At 61.2% G+C, this 18994-nt stretch carries 24 protein-coding genes; all 24 read right to left on the bottom strand.

Annotation, left to right across the window (positions count from 1 at the left end):
• Positions 1 to 67: 67 nt before the first annotated feature.
• The 24 genes from QMK55_RS19590 to QMK55_RS19475 all read right to left on the bottom strand — a co-directional run bounded on the left by QMK55_RS19590 (position 68) and on the right by QMK55_RS19475 (position 18909).
• Positions 68 to 586, bottom strand: a complete 519-nt coding sequence (locus QMK55_RS19590) for a lysis system i-spanin subunit Rz (RefSeq protein ID WP_320329798.1) — start codon at positions 584 to 586, stop codon at positions 68 to 70.
• Entirely contained in the window at positions 565 to 1131 is a 567-nt protein-coding gene (locus QMK55_RS19585; RefSeq protein ID WP_102355705.1) for a glycoside hydrolase family 19 protein, read from the bottom strand. The genes QMK55_RS19590 and QMK55_RS19585 overlap by 22 nt, the downstream gene beginning before the upstream one ends.
• A gap of 33 nt (positions 1132 to 1164) precedes the next feature.
• On the bottom strand, positions 1165 to 1419 hold the full coding sequence (locus tag QMK55_RS19580; RefSeq protein ID WP_320329797.1) for a hypothetical protein: 255 nt from the start codon (positions 1417 to 1419) through the stop codon (positions 1165 to 1167).
• Positions 1419 to 2576 (bottom strand): hypothetical protein, encoded by a 1158-nt coding sequence (locus tag QMK55_RS19575; protein WP_320329796.1) that lies wholly within the window; start codon positions 2574 to 2576, stop codon positions 1419 to 1421. Before QMK55_RS19575 ends, QMK55_RS19580 begins: the two co-directional genes overlap by 1 nt.
• 18 nt (positions 2577 to 2594) lie before the next feature.
• A complete protein-coding gene (locus QMK55_RS19570) occupies positions 2595 to 3041 on the bottom strand; it encodes a phage tail assembly chaperone (RefSeq protein WP_102355702.1) in 447 nt (148 codons plus the stop codon).
• Positions 3042 to 3929, bottom strand: coding sequence for a gp53-like domain-containing protein (locus tag QMK55_RS19565; protein WP_102355701.1), 888 nt, complete (start codon positions 3927 to 3929; stop codon positions 3042 to 3044).
• The gene (locus QMK55_RS19560; RefSeq protein ID WP_102355700.1) at positions 3929 to 4402 is read right to left on the bottom strand and encodes a phage tail assembly chaperone; all 474 of its coding nucleotides are present in this window, start codon (positions 4400 to 4402) and stop codon (positions 3929 to 3931) included. Before QMK55_RS19560 ends, QMK55_RS19565 begins: the two co-directional genes overlap by 1 nt.
• The gene (locus QMK55_RS19555) at positions 4402 to 5328 is read right to left on the bottom strand and encodes a hypothetical protein (protein WP_320329795.1); all 927 of its coding nucleotides are present in this window, start codon (positions 5326 to 5328) and stop codon (positions 4402 to 4404) included. Before QMK55_RS19555 ends, QMK55_RS19560 begins: the two co-directional genes overlap by 1 nt.
• Before the next feature lie 22 nt (positions 5329 to 5350).
• On the bottom strand, positions 5351 to 5917 hold the full coding sequence (locus QMK55_RS19550; RefSeq protein WP_320329794.1) for a tail fiber assembly protein: 567 nt from the start codon (positions 5915 to 5917) through the stop codon (positions 5351 to 5353).
• Between the two features lie 8 nt (positions 5918 to 5925).
• Positions 5926 to 7020 (bottom strand): phage tail protein, encoded by a 1095-nt coding sequence (locus QMK55_RS19545; protein ID WP_320329793.1) that lies wholly within the window; start codon positions 7018 to 7020, stop codon positions 5926 to 5928.
• Between the two features lie 137 nt (positions 7021 to 7157).
• Positions 7158 to 7673 (bottom strand): phage tail protein, encoded by a 516-nt coding sequence (locus QMK55_RS19540; RefSeq protein ID WP_320329792.1) that lies wholly within the window; start codon positions 7671 to 7673, stop codon positions 7158 to 7160.
• A complete protein-coding gene (locus tag QMK55_RS19535; RefSeq protein WP_320329791.1) occupies positions 7670 to 8821 on the bottom strand; it encodes a phage tail protein in 1152 nt (383 codons plus the stop codon). Before QMK55_RS19535 ends, QMK55_RS19540 begins: the two co-directional genes overlap by 4 nt.
• A gap of 13 nt (positions 8822 to 8834) precedes the next feature.
• On the bottom strand, positions 8835 to 9434 hold the full coding sequence (locus QMK55_RS19530; RefSeq protein ID WP_320329790.1) for a YmfQ family protein: 600 nt from the start codon (positions 9432 to 9434) through the stop codon (positions 8835 to 8837).
• Positions 9422 to 10468: a baseplate J/gp47 family protein gene (locus QMK55_RS19525; RefSeq protein WP_320329789.1), complete on the bottom strand. Its 1047-nt coding sequence runs from the start codon at positions 10466 to 10468 to the stop codon at positions 9422 to 9424. The genes QMK55_RS19530 and QMK55_RS19525 overlap by 13 nt, the downstream gene beginning before the upstream one ends.
• Entirely contained in the window at positions 10458 to 10856 is a 399-nt protein-coding gene (locus tag QMK55_RS19520) for a phage GP46 family protein (RefSeq protein WP_103302988.1), read from the bottom strand. The genes QMK55_RS19525 and QMK55_RS19520 overlap by 11 nt, the downstream gene beginning before the upstream one ends.
• Positions 10856 to 11365 carry a phage baseplate assembly protein V gene (locus QMK55_RS19515; RefSeq protein WP_320329788.1) on the bottom strand — a complete coding sequence of 170 codons (510 nt, stop codon included), beginning with the start codon at positions 11363 to 11365 and terminating at the stop codon, positions 10856 to 10858. The genes QMK55_RS19520 and QMK55_RS19515 overlap by 1 nt, the downstream gene beginning before the upstream one ends.
• 56 nt (positions 11366 to 11421) lie before the next feature.
• Positions 11422 to 12465, bottom strand: coding sequence for a phage baseplate assembly protein (locus tag QMK55_RS19510; protein ID WP_320329787.1), 1044 nt, complete (start codon positions 12463 to 12465; stop codon positions 11422 to 11424).
• Positions 12466 to 12468: 3 nt separating this feature from the next.
• Positions 12469 to 13704, bottom strand: coding sequence for a DNA circularization N-terminal domain-containing protein (locus QMK55_RS19505; RefSeq protein ID WP_320329786.1), 1236 nt, complete (start codon positions 13702 to 13704; stop codon positions 12469 to 12471).
• Complete coding sequence (locus tag QMK55_RS19500) at positions 13691 to 15811, bottom strand: hypothetical protein (RefSeq protein WP_320329785.1); 2121 nt, start codon at positions 15809 to 15811, stop codon at positions 13691 to 13693. The genes QMK55_RS19505 and QMK55_RS19500 overlap by 14 nt, the downstream gene beginning before the upstream one ends.
• A 130-nt stretch (positions 15812 to 15941) precedes the next feature.
• On the bottom strand, positions 15942 to 16238 hold the full coding sequence (locus tag QMK55_RS19495; protein WP_003222226.1) for a phage tail assembly protein: 297 nt from the start codon (positions 16236 to 16238) through the stop codon (positions 15942 to 15944).
• Complete coding sequence (locus tag QMK55_RS19490; protein WP_007964335.1) at positions 16235 to 16582, bottom strand: phage tail tube protein; 348 nt, start codon at positions 16580 to 16582, stop codon at positions 16235 to 16237. Before QMK55_RS19490 ends, QMK55_RS19495 begins: the two co-directional genes overlap by 4 nt.
• A gap of 67 nt (positions 16583 to 16649) precedes the next feature.
• Complete coding sequence (locus QMK55_RS19485) at positions 16650 to 18146, bottom strand: phage tail sheath subtilisin-like domain-containing protein (protein WP_320329784.1); 1497 nt, start codon at positions 18144 to 18146, stop codon at positions 16650 to 16652.
• Positions 18146 to 18328 (bottom strand): DUF2635 domain-containing protein, encoded by a 183-nt coding sequence (locus QMK55_RS19480; RefSeq protein ID WP_003222219.1) that lies wholly within the window; start codon positions 18326 to 18328, stop codon positions 18146 to 18148. Before QMK55_RS19480 ends, QMK55_RS19485 begins: the two co-directional genes overlap by 1 nt.
• Positions 18325 to 18909, bottom strand: coding sequence for a hypothetical protein (locus tag QMK55_RS19475; protein ID WP_320329783.1), 585 nt, complete (start codon positions 18907 to 18909; stop codon positions 18325 to 18327). Before QMK55_RS19475 ends, QMK55_RS19480 begins: the two co-directional genes overlap by 4 nt.
• Between the last annotated feature and the right edge of the window lie 85 nt (positions 18910 to 18994).

Raw genomic sequence — 18994 nt, 5'->3', positions numbered from 1 at the left:
GTGCGCTCCGGATCGGGTGGAATGACTCCCACCGTACACGAGCCGGTTGCGCTTTCAATACACAGACTCATTCAAAATGTTCAGGCGCCAGCGCTCTGACATAGGCCTGACACGCCTGCAGGGCAATCAGTCCACGGTCGCCGGTGTCGGTGATGGCGATAATTCGTTGAGCATGCGCCGGGTCAAGTCGGGCGCGTACGGTTGCATGATCCACGCCGCCGGGGCCGGTGGTGGCTGGCACCCCGCAGCCTTGGGCAGCGTCGCCTGCGTCGATAAGGACTGACAGGCGCAGATCAGCAGTGGCAAGACGATCGCGCAGGCGATCCTGATCACGTTGGGCATCGCTCATGGCTCGATAGTGGGTTTGTTCACTGGCGGCGAGGCGTTGCTCGAGGGCCAGACGCTTGTCCTGCTCAGCCTGCTGCGCGGTGGCGGCGGCCGAGGTCAGTTGATTGAGGGTGTCGGCCTGCAGTCGCGCCTGCTCGGCCAGTTGGCGGCCATAGCGCCAGTCCTGAACGTGCCAGGCCAGCGCGGCCGCAATCACAGCCAACGACAGAACGCCGATTACGCGCCAGGAGATGGACATAGCACTGCCCTCGCCCGCGCCCAGATGTCGAGGCGATCCTGCAAGCCATTCAACCCGCCGTTGATCCGGCGGGTGATGCTGTTGAACTGCTCGCGATCCGCCAGTTCGTTCAAGCCGTTCAGCTCCCAGAACCATGCGGCGGATTCCGCCGCCCATTGCGGCTGCTCCAGCAACTCCGGCAGCGACAGCAAGCGTTCGTCACCGAACAGGCCGAGGCTGCACTGACGATAATTGCTGCGACCGGTGATCTGGATCAGCCCGCGACCGCGATACTTCTGGCCGTCGCCGTCCGCCTCCGGGGTGTTGCCCAATCGAAGCGCCAACGTGCCAGTGTCGTATTTGCTCAGATACTGGTTGTTGCCCAGCTCCCGCACGTACTGCAATTGGCCTGACTCGTGGCCGATTTGCGCGAGAAATGCAGCGACACGCTTGGGCGTATCAATGCAATGGCTGGCCATGGCGCTGTTGAGCGCAGAAACAAAAACGCCCGCTTGGCTGCGGGCGTTGGGCATGATGGTTTTAAGGTTGTCTTCTGTAATTTGCATAATGCGTAATCCTCCCTGGATGTTGCGATTGAATCATGGTTGAGGGCTTATGCCTGTCAGCCATTTTTTTGCCAGAGTTTTCAGGGTGCTGTCAGGGACCTTTTCCTCAGTTGATACGAATACCCAGCCGAGGGTGCCGAAGTTGGCTGTCCAATCGATTTGCGGTGTCGGGGTAATGTCGGTGATATCGACCCAGAGCAGGTCCGGGTGAAACATCTCGGCCATATTGCCTTCGGTGGAGAACAACTCGACCACCGTGTTATTGACGATGCGTGCGTAGGTTTTCATCAGGCGTACTCGTAGACGATCACTGCACCGGGTGCACCGGCTGAGCCTGACCGTCCGGGTTGGTTTGGAGCATTGGCGACTCCGCCGCCACCAGAACCGTATCCGGATCCGATGCTGGCAGGGCCACCAAAGCTGTTCCCTGTTCCCCCCGCCCCCAAAGGCGAACTGGCGCCATGTCCGGCGAGCGTAGGCCCGGCTATCGAGATCCCGGGGGAACCGGAAGTACCAGCAAAATTGACGATATTTCCTCCAGAAGCGACAACACCTGGTGAACCGCCTGCGTAAAGGCCATTACCGTTCGGTGCAACCAGCTCGATCCACCGCGATCCCCCGCCTCCCGGAGCCGTCACGAAGGCGCCAAACGAGCTCGTTCCACCGGTTCCTCCAGCGCTCGCTGGAGCGCCTGCCGCCCCTGCGGCACCGACGGTGACAATTTGGCTGCTGCCAAGCGTCTTCGCATCCAGCCATGCCTGCGCATAACTCCCGGAAGAGCCGCCACCACAAACGCCATATTGAGTGCCGCTGGTTGCGCCAACGCCTGCGCTGCCACCACCACCGCCCACCACCTTGACCAGCACATTTTTCATCCCGACCGTTGGCACATAGGTTCCAGATGCGGTAAATGTTTTCACCTCAAGCAGCCGGCCACTCGCAGCATTGCCGCCGCTCGCATACACCAGCACCCAACTGTCCAGTGCGGCGCTGTACACCACCGAACACACGCTGCCACCAACAATCTCGGCAGGCCGCAACGCACTCAGTCCCAGACTCAAAAGCGGCTTGGGCAACAACCCGTTCGGTGCAAAGGTACTGGCTCCGTTATTGGCGTTACCGGCAGTAAAGCGCAATGCCAATCCATCCTTTAGCGTTGAGATGGCAGGCACATAGTTGGCCATGTAAAGATTGGCTGCGCCGATATCTGCGGCATGTTTATCTTCACCTGCCTGACTGAGTTTTTTAACGGCTCGTAGAAGTTGAGTTGTATCGTCTTCACTCGGTTCGAAACCAGCGGACCTGACGACATTCAACAGCTCATCGGTAACACTATTGCCCCAAGTTGCCGGGATCAACGATCCCGGCAACCCAGCAACAACATCTTCATTGACGAACTTGCCATTCACCAGCCCGACGCTGGGAACACTTTTTGGGTAATCCATTTCAACATCCTTGAAGACTTAGACCACAGCAGCCAACCACTGCGGCGCTACCGGCCGATGCTCGCTGAACGGAAAGAAGGAGCCTTGCGGCCAGTCACGCAACTCACGGCGATAGGTTTGCAATTGCGCGTATTGCTCGGTGGTCAGCGTGGTACCGCCGCCGTCCTCCAGCTCATCGCGGTCACGGGCCACCAGACCGTCGGTGGCGGCCAGTTGCGCCGTGCGCCAGGAACGCTCGGCGTCAGCGGCTTCATCCGGCGAGGGTGGCGGCGGATCGACCAGAATCGGATAGCCGTTATCGGCACTCACGCCAATCATTTTTGGAGTGACCGCCAATTGCTGCAGCAGCGAGATCCAATAGCCCTGAGGAATTTCAATAACGTCGTCGGGAATATCCGTCGAGTTGATACCCGGCACATACGCGCTCCGGGTGCTGGCGCTGAACAAAACATTGAACGGGTTCATTCAATACCCCTTTGCAAAATAGTTCACAGACCAACCTGCGCTCACTTGAGCGGCAGCATTGCGAATTCTCAGCGTGCAGCCCTGCTGGTTGTATGCGATCACAGCAACCATCGCCGCATCGCCTCCCGAATGGGTTGCCACCAGCGAGAAATAGCCCCTTGGGAACGGGATCGGAAATGTCACGTACACATTGCCCTCGGCATTCGACATTCCCGAGCCCCACTGATCGATATTGCCGCTGGCATGTTTCTGATATCCGGGGTTGCTCACCAGTCCGGAAAACAGCGCGGCATACTTCAGACTGGCCGTGCCATGAACCGTCCAGATGCCGTTCTCTTTGACAACGTTGGCACTCTCGCCGCTGTTCATCACAATCGAGGTCAAATAGGCGCCTTGCGGGCTTATTTGTGTGCCACTCATGCAAGCGACGGTGATCACGGCATTACTGCGACAGTGAAAGCCGATCGTCGCACCGTTAGGGACCGTGGTGATATCCGGCAAGGTTACGGTGTACGCCGAGTTTCCCCCCAGACCAATCGCCCAGCCCACATCCGCTGCCGTCAGTTGCGTCGCGGCAGACACACCACGCGCCCCGGCGTAATTGCCCAGCGCGCGCTGGACAAACTCAGACGTTGCTGCCGAACGGCTGGCATCGAATGGTGCAGCCGTCTGGAACAATTGGTTGCTGCGCAGAGCGCCGAGCAATTGAGTATTCGACGCCTCACTTGGCGTCAGCCCCCCGGCCCGCACCACCCCGAGGATTTCCTGGGTAACACCGTTGCCCCAACTGGCAGGAATCAAAGAGCCCGGCGAGCCTTTGATCGGGTCTTCATCAACAAACTTTCCGTTCACCAGACCAGCGCTGGGAACACTATTGGGATAATCCATTACTTTTCTCCTGCTCTGAAAGCGAGCCATGACGGGGTCGAGGGTCGGGAAACTGTCGAAGGAAAATGACTTGAATCAGGCCAGTCGCGCAGCGCCTGGCGGTACTCCAGCAGTTCCAGATACTGCGCAGCCTTGAGCGTCGTCCCGCGCCCCAGTTCCTGCTCATCGCGATGCCGTGTCACCCACCATTCGGTGGCTGCCAGGCTGGACTGGCGCCAAGTGCGCGCGGCCGCCAGAGGCTCTTGCTCCGCGACAACGGTTTCATGGGTAACGGCCGGACTTTCCATTGCCGGCAACGTTGCAATCTCAGGGCGCAGTTCACCGATGGGCGCGCCGATTTCGATCTGCATGTCGCCCGGCACCTGCACCATCGTCTCGACGAAAGCGGGAGCAAACAGTTGGGTGATCGCGTAGTCACCGGTGTCGATCACCTCGACCGCGACACCGTTTTCCACTCGTGCATAACGGGCCATTACTCGTACTCCCAGATTTCACAGAAGGCGTTGCCGCCAGCACCGCTAACCACTGAAGCTGAAGCGTTGACCGAGCAAGAACCGCTGCCGCCTGAGCCTCGAACGCCGGCGACGCCGTTGCCGTTCACGCCCACCAGTGGGCCACCACCATCAAACGGACTCGGGCCGCCGCCTCCGCAAAGCACTCCCCAATTGGAGTTGTACATCGCATAAGTACCGGGGATACCTCGCGCACTGCAGAGGTTGCCCCCCATCACCGTCTGGCCTCCCGCTCCGCCTTGTACAAAACCGGACGCACCCGCTCCGGTCAGGACCGAAATCGTCTGTCCGCCCATACCGCCAGAAACACTCACGTATGAACCAAAGGAAGCGCCGCCGCCCGCTTGGCCGACCGCATTGCGGGCGGCACCACCGGCGCCCAGCGAAACAGGCACACCGGCGAGCATTTCCGGCGTGACGTCATACAGGCTCTCGCCATAAGCGCCCGCCCCACCACCGCCACCGATGCCTTGATACGTCGCAGCGATGGGCGCACAGCCGCCACCCGAACCACCTGCCCCTACCAGCCGCACACGAATTCGTTTGGCTCTCGGGTTGGGTTTGTAAACCGTGATCCTGACCGCCTCGATCTGCCGGACCGCCAACAACCGGCCCACCGCATCGGTGATGCCGTACCCGGCCAACGTGGTCGGGGTATTTTTCAGTTTGCTGAAGTCGACCAGCGCACCGATGGCCGTTGCCAACTGATCCGTCCTGGCTTCATCAGGTGTCAGCCCGGCAGCTTTGATCGCGTTGAGAATTTCCTGCGTGACGCTGTTGCCCCACGCGGCGGGGATCAACGATCCCGGGGAACCGGCGAGCGGGTTTTCATCGACAAAACCGCCGTTGACCAGGCCGACGCCGGGAATACTTTTTGGATAATCCATTGCATTGCTCCCTGTGCTGCAATCAGCTGGCTACGCCTGCGCCGGGGGCGACCGGCCAAGTGATTTCATCGGGGAACCCGGCCTGTTTTTCGATACGGTTCAGCTCGACGCTGTAGAGCTTCCATTCGATCAGCAGCAGTAGTTCGTCATGGTTGGCATCGCCGATGTCTTCGGCGTATTGCAGCGGCGCGATGCGCAGGACGGCGTCGCGAAGGAGAACGTCGCGCTGGTCGAGACATTGTTGTCTGACGCTCGCCAAGCGAGCCTGCTCATCCAGCACCCAGACGCTGTCGCGCCAGATGTGGAACTCACCTGGCCATGGCTGTGCGGTCAGGGTTTCTGGCAATTCACCCAGCTCGGTCCAGATCTGTTGAGCACCGCCATCCTTGCGATAAACCATGCCCCGGCGGTCAATCACTTCACGTGGTACACCGTTGATCAGCGCCCAGCTGCGACCGGCTTCCGGCTCAGGCAACTCGTACGCCAGCTCAACGGCATTGCCCGGCAACTGGACACCGATGCCCGGCGTGGCGATGAACTCGACAGGCCCGGACAGAGCGCCCGAACCATCAAATAGATAATTGAACATAGAGTGCCTCAGATGAGTTTGATGCGGCCGGGATAGGCCATGTTGCGAGGGCGGGATTTGAAGGCGTACAGCAGAGTCGCTGCCGGATCCATTTGGTAACTTGTATTCACTGGATAAATCGGGCCGCCATTACTCAGCCCCGAAATATATTGAGGTTCCTCTCGAGTATCCGCCCCGACCGCTGTCAGGCTGTCCGTCCAGCGTGATCCGACGGCGCCGCCGCCATTCGCCCCCATTGCATACGAGTGCGTCGACCCAGGCTGAAACGTACCCATCGCACGCCCGGAATCCACACCCCGACCTTCGTCCAGAACCCGCAGGAACTCCCCTCGCCCATCGGGGCCGCGAAACGTCGTCGCACCGTCACCAGTGGTCCATTTGCCCTCGGTGCTCGCCCGAAAGGCTTCTGCACCCAACATCCCTGATTGTTGGGCGTGATCCCACAGCCATGGCCACTCGGCGCGCTTCATGACGGTGCCATTGAGTGCACCGTATCCGCCGGGGCTGAGCATGATGGTCGTCTCGAAAAACGGCCGGCCCAGTGGAGTGTTATCAAAGCGCCCGACCGGCCACCAACTGCCGGCGCCATCGCTGCGCAAATGCCACCAGTCGCCGCCGCCCATCAATACGAAAAATGGATAGCCGCTGGCCGCCAGATGCGTATGAAAGCGGATGCGATCCGTGCCCGATGCCTGGATGACCATGCGATTGCCGCTGTTGTCCACTCGCCGAACAATCACGTCGCGCACACCGAGTGCGGCGCTGGCCGGCGGTAGCAGCAAGGTCACAGGACCCGGGCTGCCATCGATCAGGACGAGGCCGAGTTCGACGTCGCTCAGCGTTTTCGACGCAGCCAGTCGAGTGATGACCGAACGCATCGGACTTGTGCTGCCGATAATCGACTGAATCGCCTTGAACAACTGCCCGGTATCCGCCTCGGCAGCCACCAGACCGCCGCCGGTAATCACACTCAGGATCTCCTGAGTCACGCTGTTGCCCCACACCGCTGGAATCAACGAACCCGGGGTTCCTGCCACCGGGTTTTCATCGACGAAGCGGCCATCGACCAGGCCGACGCTGGGGACGCTTTTTGGATAATCCATAGGTCTTTCGTTCCTTTGAAATAACAAATGAACCGCGTCGCGGCGATCGCTGATGCGAGCCAGTGGCGGTCTGTTTTCTGAAAATAAAAAGCCCACGTTGAAGTGGGCTTGGGTGATGCAGAACGAAGGCGTTGCTGCTAGAGAGTCTGTCTGCTGACCAGTTCGCGAATCGCCGCCAGCGCTTCATCGCTTGCACTGCGCGCCAGATCGAGATTGCCTTTGGCCGCATGCCCGCGGATCTGGTTTTTGGCCTTCAGGCGCAAGGTGCGCAGGGTCAATAGATGGTCGGTGAGATGGTCGGCTTTGCTCAGGATCTGTTCGGCAGCCTGTTTGGCAGTTCGACCTTTGACTACCCACGCAGCGACCGACAACGGCACCTCTTTTTTCGGATAACCAGCGTCCTGATAGGCCTGGGCGTCGGCGGCGGCCTGTGCGTACTCCATGGCTTTGAGCGGGTCGCCCGCCAAGACGGTGCGAGTACTGTCGGCCGCCGCGTCGACCTTGGAACACAGCTGCTCGGCTTCCTGAAGTTCCAGCTCCGCGACTCTGGACGCATTCAACTGCCATTTTTCTCCATCCCAGTCATGGGCACTGGACGGCTGTGCCGGACGCAAGCCTTCCTCGAACTGATGCAGTTCTTGAATGATGATCATCGGATCAACTCCCAGGAAAAACTGATATTGACCGCTGCCGAGAAATTGACCGCGATACCTGTAGCGTAGTCAGCAATCGGATGGGATTTGAGTCCCATACTGAACAGCAACTCGTCGCTGGATGCATTGTTCGCGCCCCATGTGTGTTCGGCCTGATAGGTCTGCCAAAGAGAACGTAATTCCGCGTGGTCAAAGCTGGCAGTCAGTGTCGAAACTGTGGTGTCGTTCACCACGTTGCTTGAAAAAATCAGGACGGGTGCATTGGCAGTTGCCCAGCCATCCCAGTTGCTGGAGGTTCCAATCGTCGGGTTCAACGAACAGTAGTTGCCACCGAGCCACCCAGCAGAGGCAAACCCAACCGAACTGATGGCTGTCGGATGCGGGGTTGGATTCCCCACCACCAGCCGCGCCGCACGGGCGTGCGGATCAAGTGGCAGATAAACCACACCATTGCCATTGACCGTTTGCGTCCACGACAATCGGCTGCGGTTGTAGATGGCTCTGACAGTGGGTATCGAACCCGGCCCCGCCGTGACGACCCACGCCAGGCAAAGGTCCAGTGGCGTCGACTGGAAGCCGCCACCCGCCGCACCATTGACCGTGCCCTTCAATCCTTCCGGGGTCGCGTCATAGACCGTGCCGCGCTGCATGTAAAAAGTCAGCACGCCACCGATGACTTGCGCCCGCAAAAAGTAACCGGAACTTGGCAGCAGATCGGGGCTGCTCCACACCTGGGTGGTGAACGTACGCGCACGCCCCAACTGCCCGGCCACCACCTCCTGACCAAGGCTGATCAGCACACCGGCCGGTATCGATACCCGCCCGCCACCCGTGGAAACCGCTGCCGGAGTGATCGCCAGACGACCGTCCGGCGTCGCCACCGTCGCGGTCGGCAAAGAGCCGATCGGCAACGCCGAATCCAGATTCCAACCCTTGGCCGAAACGCTCTGAATCGCCTGCAGCAACTGATCGTATTTCTTCTCGTCCGGGGTCATATCCCCGGCCTTGATCACATTGAGAATTTCCTGCGTAACTCCGTTGCCCCAGTCCGCCGGGATTAACGACCCCGGCGTCCCGGTCAGCGGGTTTTCATCGACAAACTTGCCATTCACCAGACCGGCGCTGGGCACACTGTTCGGATAATCCATGGCTTATTCCTCCCTAGTCATAATTGATATGCACCTTGGTATGCGCCGGCGCACTGCGGTGAATCAAACATTCCAGCGCTGACCCTGGATTAACGCCGAAGCGCTCGCCCCAGTAGCTCGCGCCGAAACGCCGGCCGAGCAGCAAGCGGCCGCCGGTGTTGAGCGTCCACATAAATTGGGCTTCCCAGGTGCCCCAGTGCGCCGCGCCGAAACGCGAGCGGCCCATGCGCGGGGCTTCGTGTTCGGTGATGGTCGCGTTGGGGTAGCCCTGGCTTTTGGCGATGTCGAGGTAATAACCGACCGCCTGACTGCCCACCGCGAGCAAACGACGGCGCACGGCGAGGCGGCGGTCGTCGAACAGCGGTGTGGCGCCCAGGCAGGGATCGGGCAACTCCATCACCCGTTCCCAGTCCGGCACCAGTTCACTGACGCCCGCCGGGTCCATCTCGTTGAGCAGGTCGGCGGCGCGGGCGTCGAGGCGCGCCAGTTCGACGGCGACGCCTTGCAGCACTTCCTCGAGCTCCGGCACGCGCTCCGGATCCCACGCCGGACCGCTCGGCAGCAGCGCGCGCAGTTGCGTCTGGTATTGCGCGGCGGTTCTTATGCCCCCCATACGCAACCTCCGAAGGTGAGCAGTTCGCTTTGCCCGGCAGGCACGTCAGCGGCCGGCGCGGTCAGCGTGTGATCGTACTCACCGCCGGCGCTGCTGATGGCTTCGCGGATATGGCTGATCAGCAGCGGCACACCCAGATCGGCCTCGCGGTTGTGCAGGTCGCGCAACTGCGCTTCGACGGCGGCGCGCACGGCAGTGGTGTCCGGATTGACGCTCTTGAAGCGATACACCACCGGCACCTGAATCGGCCGCTGCACATGCACTTCCGCCGTCACCGGGCGCAGCGGTTCGATGTAGTCCTGAACTTCCGCCAGTTGCTCATCGTTAGGCACCGGTTGCGGGTCTTCGTCACGCATGATGAACACCGTCACCGTGCCCGGCCCGAGCAAACCGCCACGGCACCAGGCCCGCGTCACGCCCGGCACTTCCAGCGCCCAGGTCTCGTAGTCGCTGGACGAACCGCCGTGGGGGATCACGCGATAGGAACGGATCACCCGCGAGCGCAGCGACTCCAGACTTTCCCGCGCTACGCCACCGCTGAGGCCGGGGGCGAGCACCACAAAACTGTTGCCGACGACACCGGTAATCGGCTGCACCGGGGTCAGTGCCAGGCCGGCGTCGGCATTGCCCAGGCTGCCGGCATCCAGCGCCGCGATGGTGGTGCTGTTGCTGCCATTGACGGTGGTACGCGCGGTGGTGACTTTGTAGGTGCGGCCATCGCTCGCTTGCAGCAGCGTGTCGACGTCGAGCACGGCGCCCGCGGTCGCGGTGAAGCTGACGCTGCCGGTCGCCACTTGCGCCGGTTTGCGTGGCTGGTTCAGGCGCAGGGCAGCGATGCGCTCCAGAGTCGACTCGTCGGCCTTGTCCGGCAGGATCTGCTCGGCGATCCAGTCGAGATAACCGTACAGGCCAAAAGCGGCGCCACCGAGGGTACGGGCCAGCACTTGCGCATCGGACTGGCGCAGCGAATCGCCGGCCAGGTCGCTTTGGGTGCGCTTGATCAGCACCGGCAGCGAAGGGGTTTCAAACGGCATAGATCACCTGCCAACTGTTATCGGGGTTGATGTCCAGACGTTCGCCGTCGGCCAGGGTCAGGACCGTGCGCAGGTTCAGGCGCTGGGCGTCGAGGCGTTCGCTGATGATGTCGATGGCGCTGCAGTGGCCGTCGTCGATCAGCCATTGCAGGGCTTCGCGGGCATAGAACTCGGCGTCCATCTGGGTCTGTCGGGTCAGCTTGACCCGGCGCAGCAGCCACAGCCGCGAGCCGATGCGGTCGTCGGCAACGGTGGGAAACGTGTCGCCCCACCAGCCGAAGCGCTCCTCGTCGTCGAGGGCGTCGTCGTCAGCGGCGCGGCGCCAGGTGAACAGGCTGATCAGTACGGAGCGGGTCAGTGCCGCGTGGAGATTCGGGCTGATCAGCATCACTTGCCTCCTGCCGGCGCGCCGGTCTGGCCGCTACCGGCCTGCACGCCCACATGCACGTGTTTGATCTGGCTGATGCCACCGGCGAGCTGATCGCCGGTGGAGACGATCTTGCCGGTCTGGTTGATCACCGGCGTATCGAAGTTCACCGCGCTGCTGGCGCGGATGTTCAGCGTGGCGGTTTCGATATCGATGATCCGCCCGCGCTTGAAGTGAATCCTGTCGCCCTCGTCGGTGTAGATCGCCACTTCACCGGCGGCCAGCGACTGCAGGCGATAGCGGCGGTCGGCGACTACCAGGGCGATGGCGTGGGAGCGATCGCCGCCGAGAAACGTGACGATGCCCTCGGCGCCAGCCAGCGGGTTGCTGGTGAAACCGTAGGGTTCGAAATGCTCCATGTCGTCGTTCACCTCGCCGGCGGTGAGGCGCATTTGCAGCGATTGCAGCTTGGATGCCGAGTTGGCGAGCACGACAGTGCCGCGCGCCAGCAGGCGTGTCAGTAGGCTCATGATTTGTCCTCAAGGAGCAGCCCCGACACGGACAAAATGTGGGTTCGGAGTCAGGCTCAGGTTTTTTTCGGGGGTGTTGGATCTGGATCGAAGGTATGCGGCGGCGCCACTTGCAGCGTGGTCACCGAGCCTTGTGCCGACAGCGAATAAGTGACCTTGGAGATCAGCATGTCGCCATCAAACCCAAGCACCGGATCCGTGACTTTGACCAGCGTGTTGTGCCGCCACAGATCGCCGTTGGACTGACGCCAGCCCTGCACCTGATAGGTGGTGGTCTGCGCCCGGCCCATGCGGGTGACGCTTTCCCACTGGGCGCGCTGCTGGGCCAGTTCGAACGTCAGCGCAGTGCCCTCGTTGATGATGGTGGTGCGTCGACGTTTGAAGCTCAGGTCGGCCGCGCTGGACTCAACCTCGCTGACCGCCGCCCCGCTCTTCTTGTCCGAACCTTTCTGCTGGCCGATCACCCGGTATTCGGAGAACACCTGGCTCTGATCCATCGGCGCGTTGGCCGACAGAATGTTCTTGCCCAGCTCCAACGCATCACTGGCCCGACCACCGCTGCCGGGTTTGGCCAATACCAGCCGGCCCTGCGCGTCATCGGTGGAAAACACCCGGAACAGCGAGAGCAACCGGTCGATCGACTGGAACACCGTTTCGCCCGGCACGATGGTGTGCTTGGCGAGCCGCGCGGTCTCGGGAATTTCATTGACCACCATCAGCGAGTAGTCCATGGCCAGTGCCTGAACGATGCTCAGCAACGGTTGGTCCTGCCATTGATTGGGCCGGTTGGTGGCCGCGCAATCGACCAGATCCTGAGTCTTGGAACTGCCTTCGATGCTCAGGCTGATCTGACGTCCGTCATAGCTGATCGGGGCTTTGAACACGTAGCCGGTGAGCACCAGGTCCTGGCCGATTTTCACTTCGCAGGGGTCACCCGGCTTGATCCGCTGATCCACCGTCTGCCCCGGCCATTGCCAGGTGATATCGAGCTTGAAAGTGCGGAACTGGCGCTCCAGATCAGCAGTGATTTCCACGCTTTTCCAGCCGCCGTATTCCATGTTGTTGACGGTCAGCGTGACGCGGTTATCCATCTCGCTCATGGCTCACTCTCCCGACACTTTCACATCGTTGGGCGAAAACCCCGGATGGGTGATGCCATTGCGTTGAGTCACTTCGTTCACCCGCGTCGCATCGCCAAATTGCTTGTAGGCCACCACCAGTGCCGGAAAACTTTCCTGGAACGATTTGCTGACTTGTCGCACACCGGACGACGCCACTGCCTTGAGGTGCGCAATCAACGCTTCTTTCACGTCGCTGATCGCCTGGAAGTGTGCAGGGTCGGCCTTGTCCAGCATCGGATTGATCGCCACCGCCACAGCGTCACGCAATGCCTGCATGTCGTCACTGACCGGGACTTCCTGACGGGTCACCGGGCTTGTCGCCTGCTGCCCTACGGTGGGTGTCGATTGCAGCTTCACCGGCGTTGTCGCCACCGGCATCGACGCCACCCACTGCGCCACTTTGACCAGCATCGTGTCCTGCACCAGATCGGCCATGGCTTGCGCCGCCGCATTGGTGTCCTTGCCGGTGGTGATCTTCGGTGCATCAGCCTTGCGAATGGCTTCGAGTTGTTGGGATACGTCGGCAATCACGCCACGGTAGCCCTCCTTCGCGAACGCCTTCAGCTCCTTGATATCGCCGAGCAAGCCCTTGAACTCCGCGGCGACTTCCTTGGGCAATTCCTTCACGGCTTTGACCAGTTCGGTGATCTGCCGGTATTGCTCGATCAGCGGTTTGAGTTGCTCTTTGATCACCTCATAAACGCCAGTCAGGCTGTTGCGCAGATTGGCAATGCCGATCCGCGCAGCCTTGATCAGCGTCATTGCCTGTTCGAAGCGCGCCACCGCCGAACCCAGCAGCGTGTCAGCCTTGGCCAACAGGACTTTTTGCGTACTGACAGTGGCGGTCGGAAACGGCAACGGCCGGTCGGGGTAGAACTTCAGACTGAAGGTCACCAGCCCGCCGTCCTGGCGGGTGTGGGTCATGTCGCATTCGCCGACCTTGACTTGCAGGCGTCCCAACCAAGGGTGCACCAGCTCGCCACTGCCCTGCTCCAACGCCTTGAGCAGCTTGTCGCGCTGCTCCAGGCAATCGGCGCCGATGATGAAGGCCGTCAGGTCGTGGGTCTTGGCCTGCTGGCCAAGATCCTCGAAATACGGCAGGTCGCGTTGCGGATATTCATGCAACTGACCTTTGCGACCGACCGGGGTTTTCGCCTGATCGATCCAGAACCCGACACCGCGAAACGATGCCGGCAACAAACGGTCACGCCAGTTCATTGGAACCTCCTGCCGACAGCGAGCGATAGCCGATGCGCGATGACAGCGCCAGGCCCGGTTGATTGCTTTGCGGTTGATCGGTGCGCATCCCGGGCGGAGCATTGACGAAGCTCACCGTGAGGCCGCCTTCGAGTTGCGTACGGTTGTTGGCGGCGCTTTGCTGGATCAGCGCGCTGGAGGTTTGTGGCAACGTGCTGCTCAGTGCCGCGCCACCCGCAGGTGCCGCTGCGCTGGTGCCCGTGAGGGTCGCGAAGACGCCGGAGAAGTTGCCGCCGAGCAGTTCTTTTACCTGCCCGAAGATGCCTTGAAGCTTGGTCCACATCTCACCGAACCAGGTCAGCACCGGCTGCCATTTCTGCTGGATCGACTCCAGCGGCGACTGGCTGAACAGATCGCCAAACACGCCTTTTACCGCTTGTGCATCCGTGGTCAACGATGCCCACAAGCCGGAAAAGTATCCCGTTACGCCGTTCCAGGCCGCCGTTGCCGATGCCACCGGCAACACGTCGAACACGCTGCGCAGGTTGTCCTGCAGCGCGGCCATCGAAGCCCGCAGGACATCCCACAGCGCCGAGAAAACTCCGGCCACGGGTTGCCACGCAGATTCAATCATCGCCACGGGCGATTGCGTGAAGATCGATTTGACTTGTTCCCACTGCGCCGCTGCGTTGCCCGCAACACCAGCAACAAGATCGCCAAACAGATTGTTCAGCAAGCCCCAGGCGCCAGTGATCGTCTGCACCGGCGACCAGCTGAACTTCGCCTTGAGCGCTTCCACACCGGCAGACGCTTTAGCCTGTACGCCAGTGAAGAAATCACTGACGACACTGCTCGCGGTTGCCAGTGCCTTGTTCCACACCTCACGCGGTGAGAAATCGAACTTCGCCTTGAGCTTGTCGATCCCCGCTTGCGCATCCGCCATCGTGCTGGCAAAGAAATCACTGACAACACTGCTGGCTTTCGCCAGTGCCTTGTTCCACACCTCACGCGGTGAGAAATCGAACTTCGCCTTGAGCTTGTCGATCCCCGCTTGCGCATCCGCCATTGTGCTGGCAAAGAAATCACTGACAACACTGCTGGCTTTCGCCAGTGCCTTGTTCCACACCTCACGCGGTGAGAAATCGAACTTCGCCTTGAGCTTGTCGATCCCCGCTTGCGCATCCGCCATCGTGCTGGCGAAGAAATCAATGACGACGCTGCTGGCTTTCGCCAGTGCCTTGTTCCACACCTCACTCGGCGAGAAGTCGAAGGCCGCCGCGAGCTTGTCGATGCCCACTTGCGCCTTCGCAGCCAAGCCGTTGTAGACGTTGACGACGCTGTCGACCCCGGCAAAAAAGTCCGCGCGGATTTCTCCCCATGTTTTGCTGATCGATGCGCCCATCGAATCGATTGCCTGTGTGGTCGCCGCAACTCCAGCCTTGAATTTCGTCGAGACGTAGTCCCACATCCCACCGAAGAATCCGGAAATCGACGCCCAGTTATTGGTGATCAACCGTGCGCCGATCACGATCACGGCCACAGCTGCCGCAATACCCGCAGCAATCAAACCGATCGGCGATGCCAGAATCCCCAGCACACCGACCAGCCCCATCGCTCCGACCGTCACCACCGTGAACGCCACGGCAGCGGCCGCCAGCCCTTCGACCAGATAAGGATTGTTCGCGACGAACTGACCAATCGAAGTGATCACCGGCGTCAGCGCGGTGACGATACTGTTGACCGCCGGCAGCAGCGCCTGACCGATATTCAGCGAGATCTTGTCCAGTGCCTCGTTGAATTTTGCCAGGTTGGCCGAGGTTTCCCCCTGCACTACCTTCGGCACCTTAAGACCCTTGAGAGCCCTGGCTTTCTTCGCCAGCGCATCCTGCGCTTCGATGGCCTTTTTGATGCCGTCCTGAAACGGCTTGAGCAGACCACCTTCGGCAATGAAGCCGGCCACGTCCAGCGGCTCGAGGCCGCTGTCTTCCATGCTTTTCTTGAATGCTGCGACCTTGCCGCGCAGCCCCTTCATCTCGGTCTCCATCTTCTCGGCGCCCTTGAGCACCACGAGCATGTTGACCGTGACGGGAAAGTTCTGCGGGATCAGGCTCAAATTTGTATTCGCCATCACTGCACCTGCTGCATCGCATTGATCCGTTGCGCGTGCTCCAGCGATTCGCGGAGCACATCCAGTGGCCTGGCCATCATCTGTTCGGGGTCAACCTTCCAGAACCAGGCCAGGTCATAGGCGACTGCGATCAGGTCGGTGATGGCTCCGACGCCGCACTCATGAAAAAACTCGCAACGGCCCAGCTCAGCGCGTTGAGGTCAGCCAGATCGAGCTGGTTGACCGACGACGGTGGAATACCGGCGCACACGGCGATGTATTTGGCCGCCACGTCCATGTCGAGGCTGACTTCTTCGCTCTTGTCGATCTTGTACGGCAGCGCCTTGATCGCTCGCACTTCCTGCACCGTCGGACGGCGCAGGACGAGTTCGGTCAGGGGCTCGCCGTGAGCTTCGATCGCAACCTGAAGCTTCACGGCGCCGCTCATTGCCAGGTCCCCTTGATGCCTTCGAACTTCAGCTCGATGGTGGCGTCATCGCCTTTGGAAACAGGTTCTTCAACCAGGTAAGCGCCGGCCAGCACGTAGACTTTGCCGTTGCTGAATTCGCAGGTGACAGTGATGTCGGTGCCTTCGATCAGCTTCTTCAGCGGGAAGTCGGCGGTGTGCAGCGCGGTCACTTTGAACGATGGCGCGACGTCGGTTTCCTTGTAGAAACCCGGTACGACGGTTTCGCGTTTGACGGCCATCAGCGGGGCTTCGCAGCCGCCGTTGATAGTCAGTTGTGCACCGTCCACTTTGACGTAGCAGGTGCCTGCAATCACTTGACCCATGGTGTTACTCCCTTCAAATAAAAAGCCCACGCGAGGTGGGCTGAATGCTTACGGCCAAACGCGGTTATCAAGCCGCGTCGTCGTACTGCAGGCGGAATTGGTTGAGCAGTGCGAACACGCGCAGACCGTTGATGTAATCCGGCGGGAACAGCACGTTCACGCGGCTCGGGTCCTGCACGTCGCGCTCGACGATCAGGTGCTCGGCGAACAGCTCGGCGTTCTCCACGTGGCCTTCCAACTCCAGCTTGGCGTACTGCGCGATCAGCTCTCCGCGAATGGTCGCCGGGGTGACGATCGGCTGGCCGGCGCCGAAACGGGTGCCGTCGGAGGCCAGTTTGTGGCGACCGTATTTGCTGGTGATCACGCTTTGCAGACGACGCACGATGAACGCCGACTGGTGCATGGTTTCGCTGTCCAGGTAGGAGTTATCGGCCTGGCCATAAGCGTTCTTCTGGTAGGTGGTGATCGAACGCTGGATGCGCACGTAACCGCCTTCGTAGTACGCAGTGGCGATGCCGTAGTTGAGCAGCGACTGACGCTCGGTCAGGGTGAAACGCTCACTCGCCGGTGCGGGGTCAACGCCCGGCAGGCTGCCGCTCTGGGTCGGACGGCTGGCATCGGCGGAGATGAACACCGCGGTGCGCGCAGCCAGTGCTGCAGCTTGTACCCAGAACGGTTGCGGTACGCCCGGCTCCAGCGCCTGAATGGTCATGTGCTGATCGTTACGCGCCTGGCCTGCGGCGACCAGCGTGCCGACGGTGCCGCGCTTGGCGCTGTAGACATGACCGAACAGTTGCTTGGCCCACGACCAGCGGCCGGTGCTGTCATCCATGACCGCTTGCCAGGTGTTGAGGGTCGACAGATCCGACCACGGCAGTGCGATGAACTCGAAGGGCTCGTCGCCCAGTGCGGCAACCGCAGCCACCTGATCCGGCACGCCGGCGCCACCAGTCATGGCGGTGATGGCGGTGGTCAGGCCGGCCGGGGTTTCTTCGCCGTTGCTCTTGCCCAGGCGATTGAACTGCAGGCTGATGTCGTTACCGCTGTCGCCAGTCCATTTGGCGTTCAGGGTCACCACACCTTCGGCAGCGGCAGCGCTCACCGGCAGATCGGCCGTGGCGTTGATTTTCTGCGCCAGTGCAGTGGCCGCTTGAGCCGCGGTGGCACCGTTGACCACAGTGGCCTGCACACGCACACCACCGACGTACAGGTTAAGCACGCCAGCCTGAGTCGCCGTACCGGTCAGGGTCAGCACGCCTTTGGCGATCGCGCCTTCGGTGTTGTGCAGCGGCAGGCACCAGATCTCGCCGATCGGGTCAGCCTTGCGGAAGGTCTCGTACATCGAGGCGAGCATCGAGCCCTGACCACCGATGCTTTTTGCCAGCGCAACACTGGAGACCAGCACCAGTTTGCCAACCTCGGTCGGCGCGATGTTGTCGTTGACCTGAGCGACGATCAAACGACGCAGGGTCGAGCTCGCGCTATTGGCGGCCGAGTTGTCCATTTCGGCATAGAACAGCGGTACACGAATGTCCGCGGGGATGTTGCTGAATCCGATCGCCATTATTTGGCTCCCTGTGGTTTAGCCGCTTTTGCGGTTTTGAGTGTGATATCGCCGTCGGCCAGACGCCGGCGCCACCAGGCGCTGTCCAGCACTTCACGGCCTTCGAGGGGCAGCAGATCGCCCGCTTCCGGGTCAGGCACGGCACGGCCAGCGGCCGGCAGTACGGTGATGCGATTGCTCATGGGGTTACGTCTCCAGAGAAAGTCAGTTCCACGCGCCCGTCAGGGCCCGGGTGTTTCAGGTTGGGGTCGGCCGGGTCGATCGCGTCGACCCGCACGGTGACCCCGGTAAAGGACGACAAACCGTCCAGTTCACGTTCGTGCCAGCTTTCCGCAGGCTGACTGGGCAGATTGCGGCCGAGCTGGAACTCGGCAAAAAAGCGCAGCCGATAGAAGGCGCGGCTGCTGTTGATCGAGACCATTTCGCCGCCGTCATAAACGATGGCGCTGTAGTCGGTGCCCGGCTTGAACCCCACCAGCGCGCGCCACAATTCGGCGCGCAGGTCGTGCAACAGATCCAGCGCTTTTGTGCCGTCGCTGGCGTCAAGCGCCAGGACGATTTCGAAGCGGTCGCGGATCGGTTGGCTGGTGAGGTTTTGCGCCGTGCTTTCACCCGCCAGATCGGCCAGTGGCAAAACGTGGGCCGAAGGTGTTGGCAGATCAGGATTGCCTTGCAGCAACGCCAGATCGACGCCCACCGAAATGTGATTGGCAAGGCCAGGGCATTGCCCACGCAGCTGCGTGAGGATCGGAGTGATCTTCATGGTGGTGTTCCAGAGTTGAGTGAAATGGAGGAAAACACCGCAGATCCACTGTGGGAGCGGGCTTGCTCGCGAAGGCGCTGTGTCA

Source organism: Pseudomonas sp. P8_229, assembly GCF_034008635.1.
Taxonomy (GTDB): domain Bacteria; phylum Pseudomonadota; class Gammaproteobacteria; order Pseudomonadales; family Pseudomonadaceae; genus Aquipseudomonas.
This window is presented reverse-complemented; position numbering and strand designations above follow the sequence as displayed.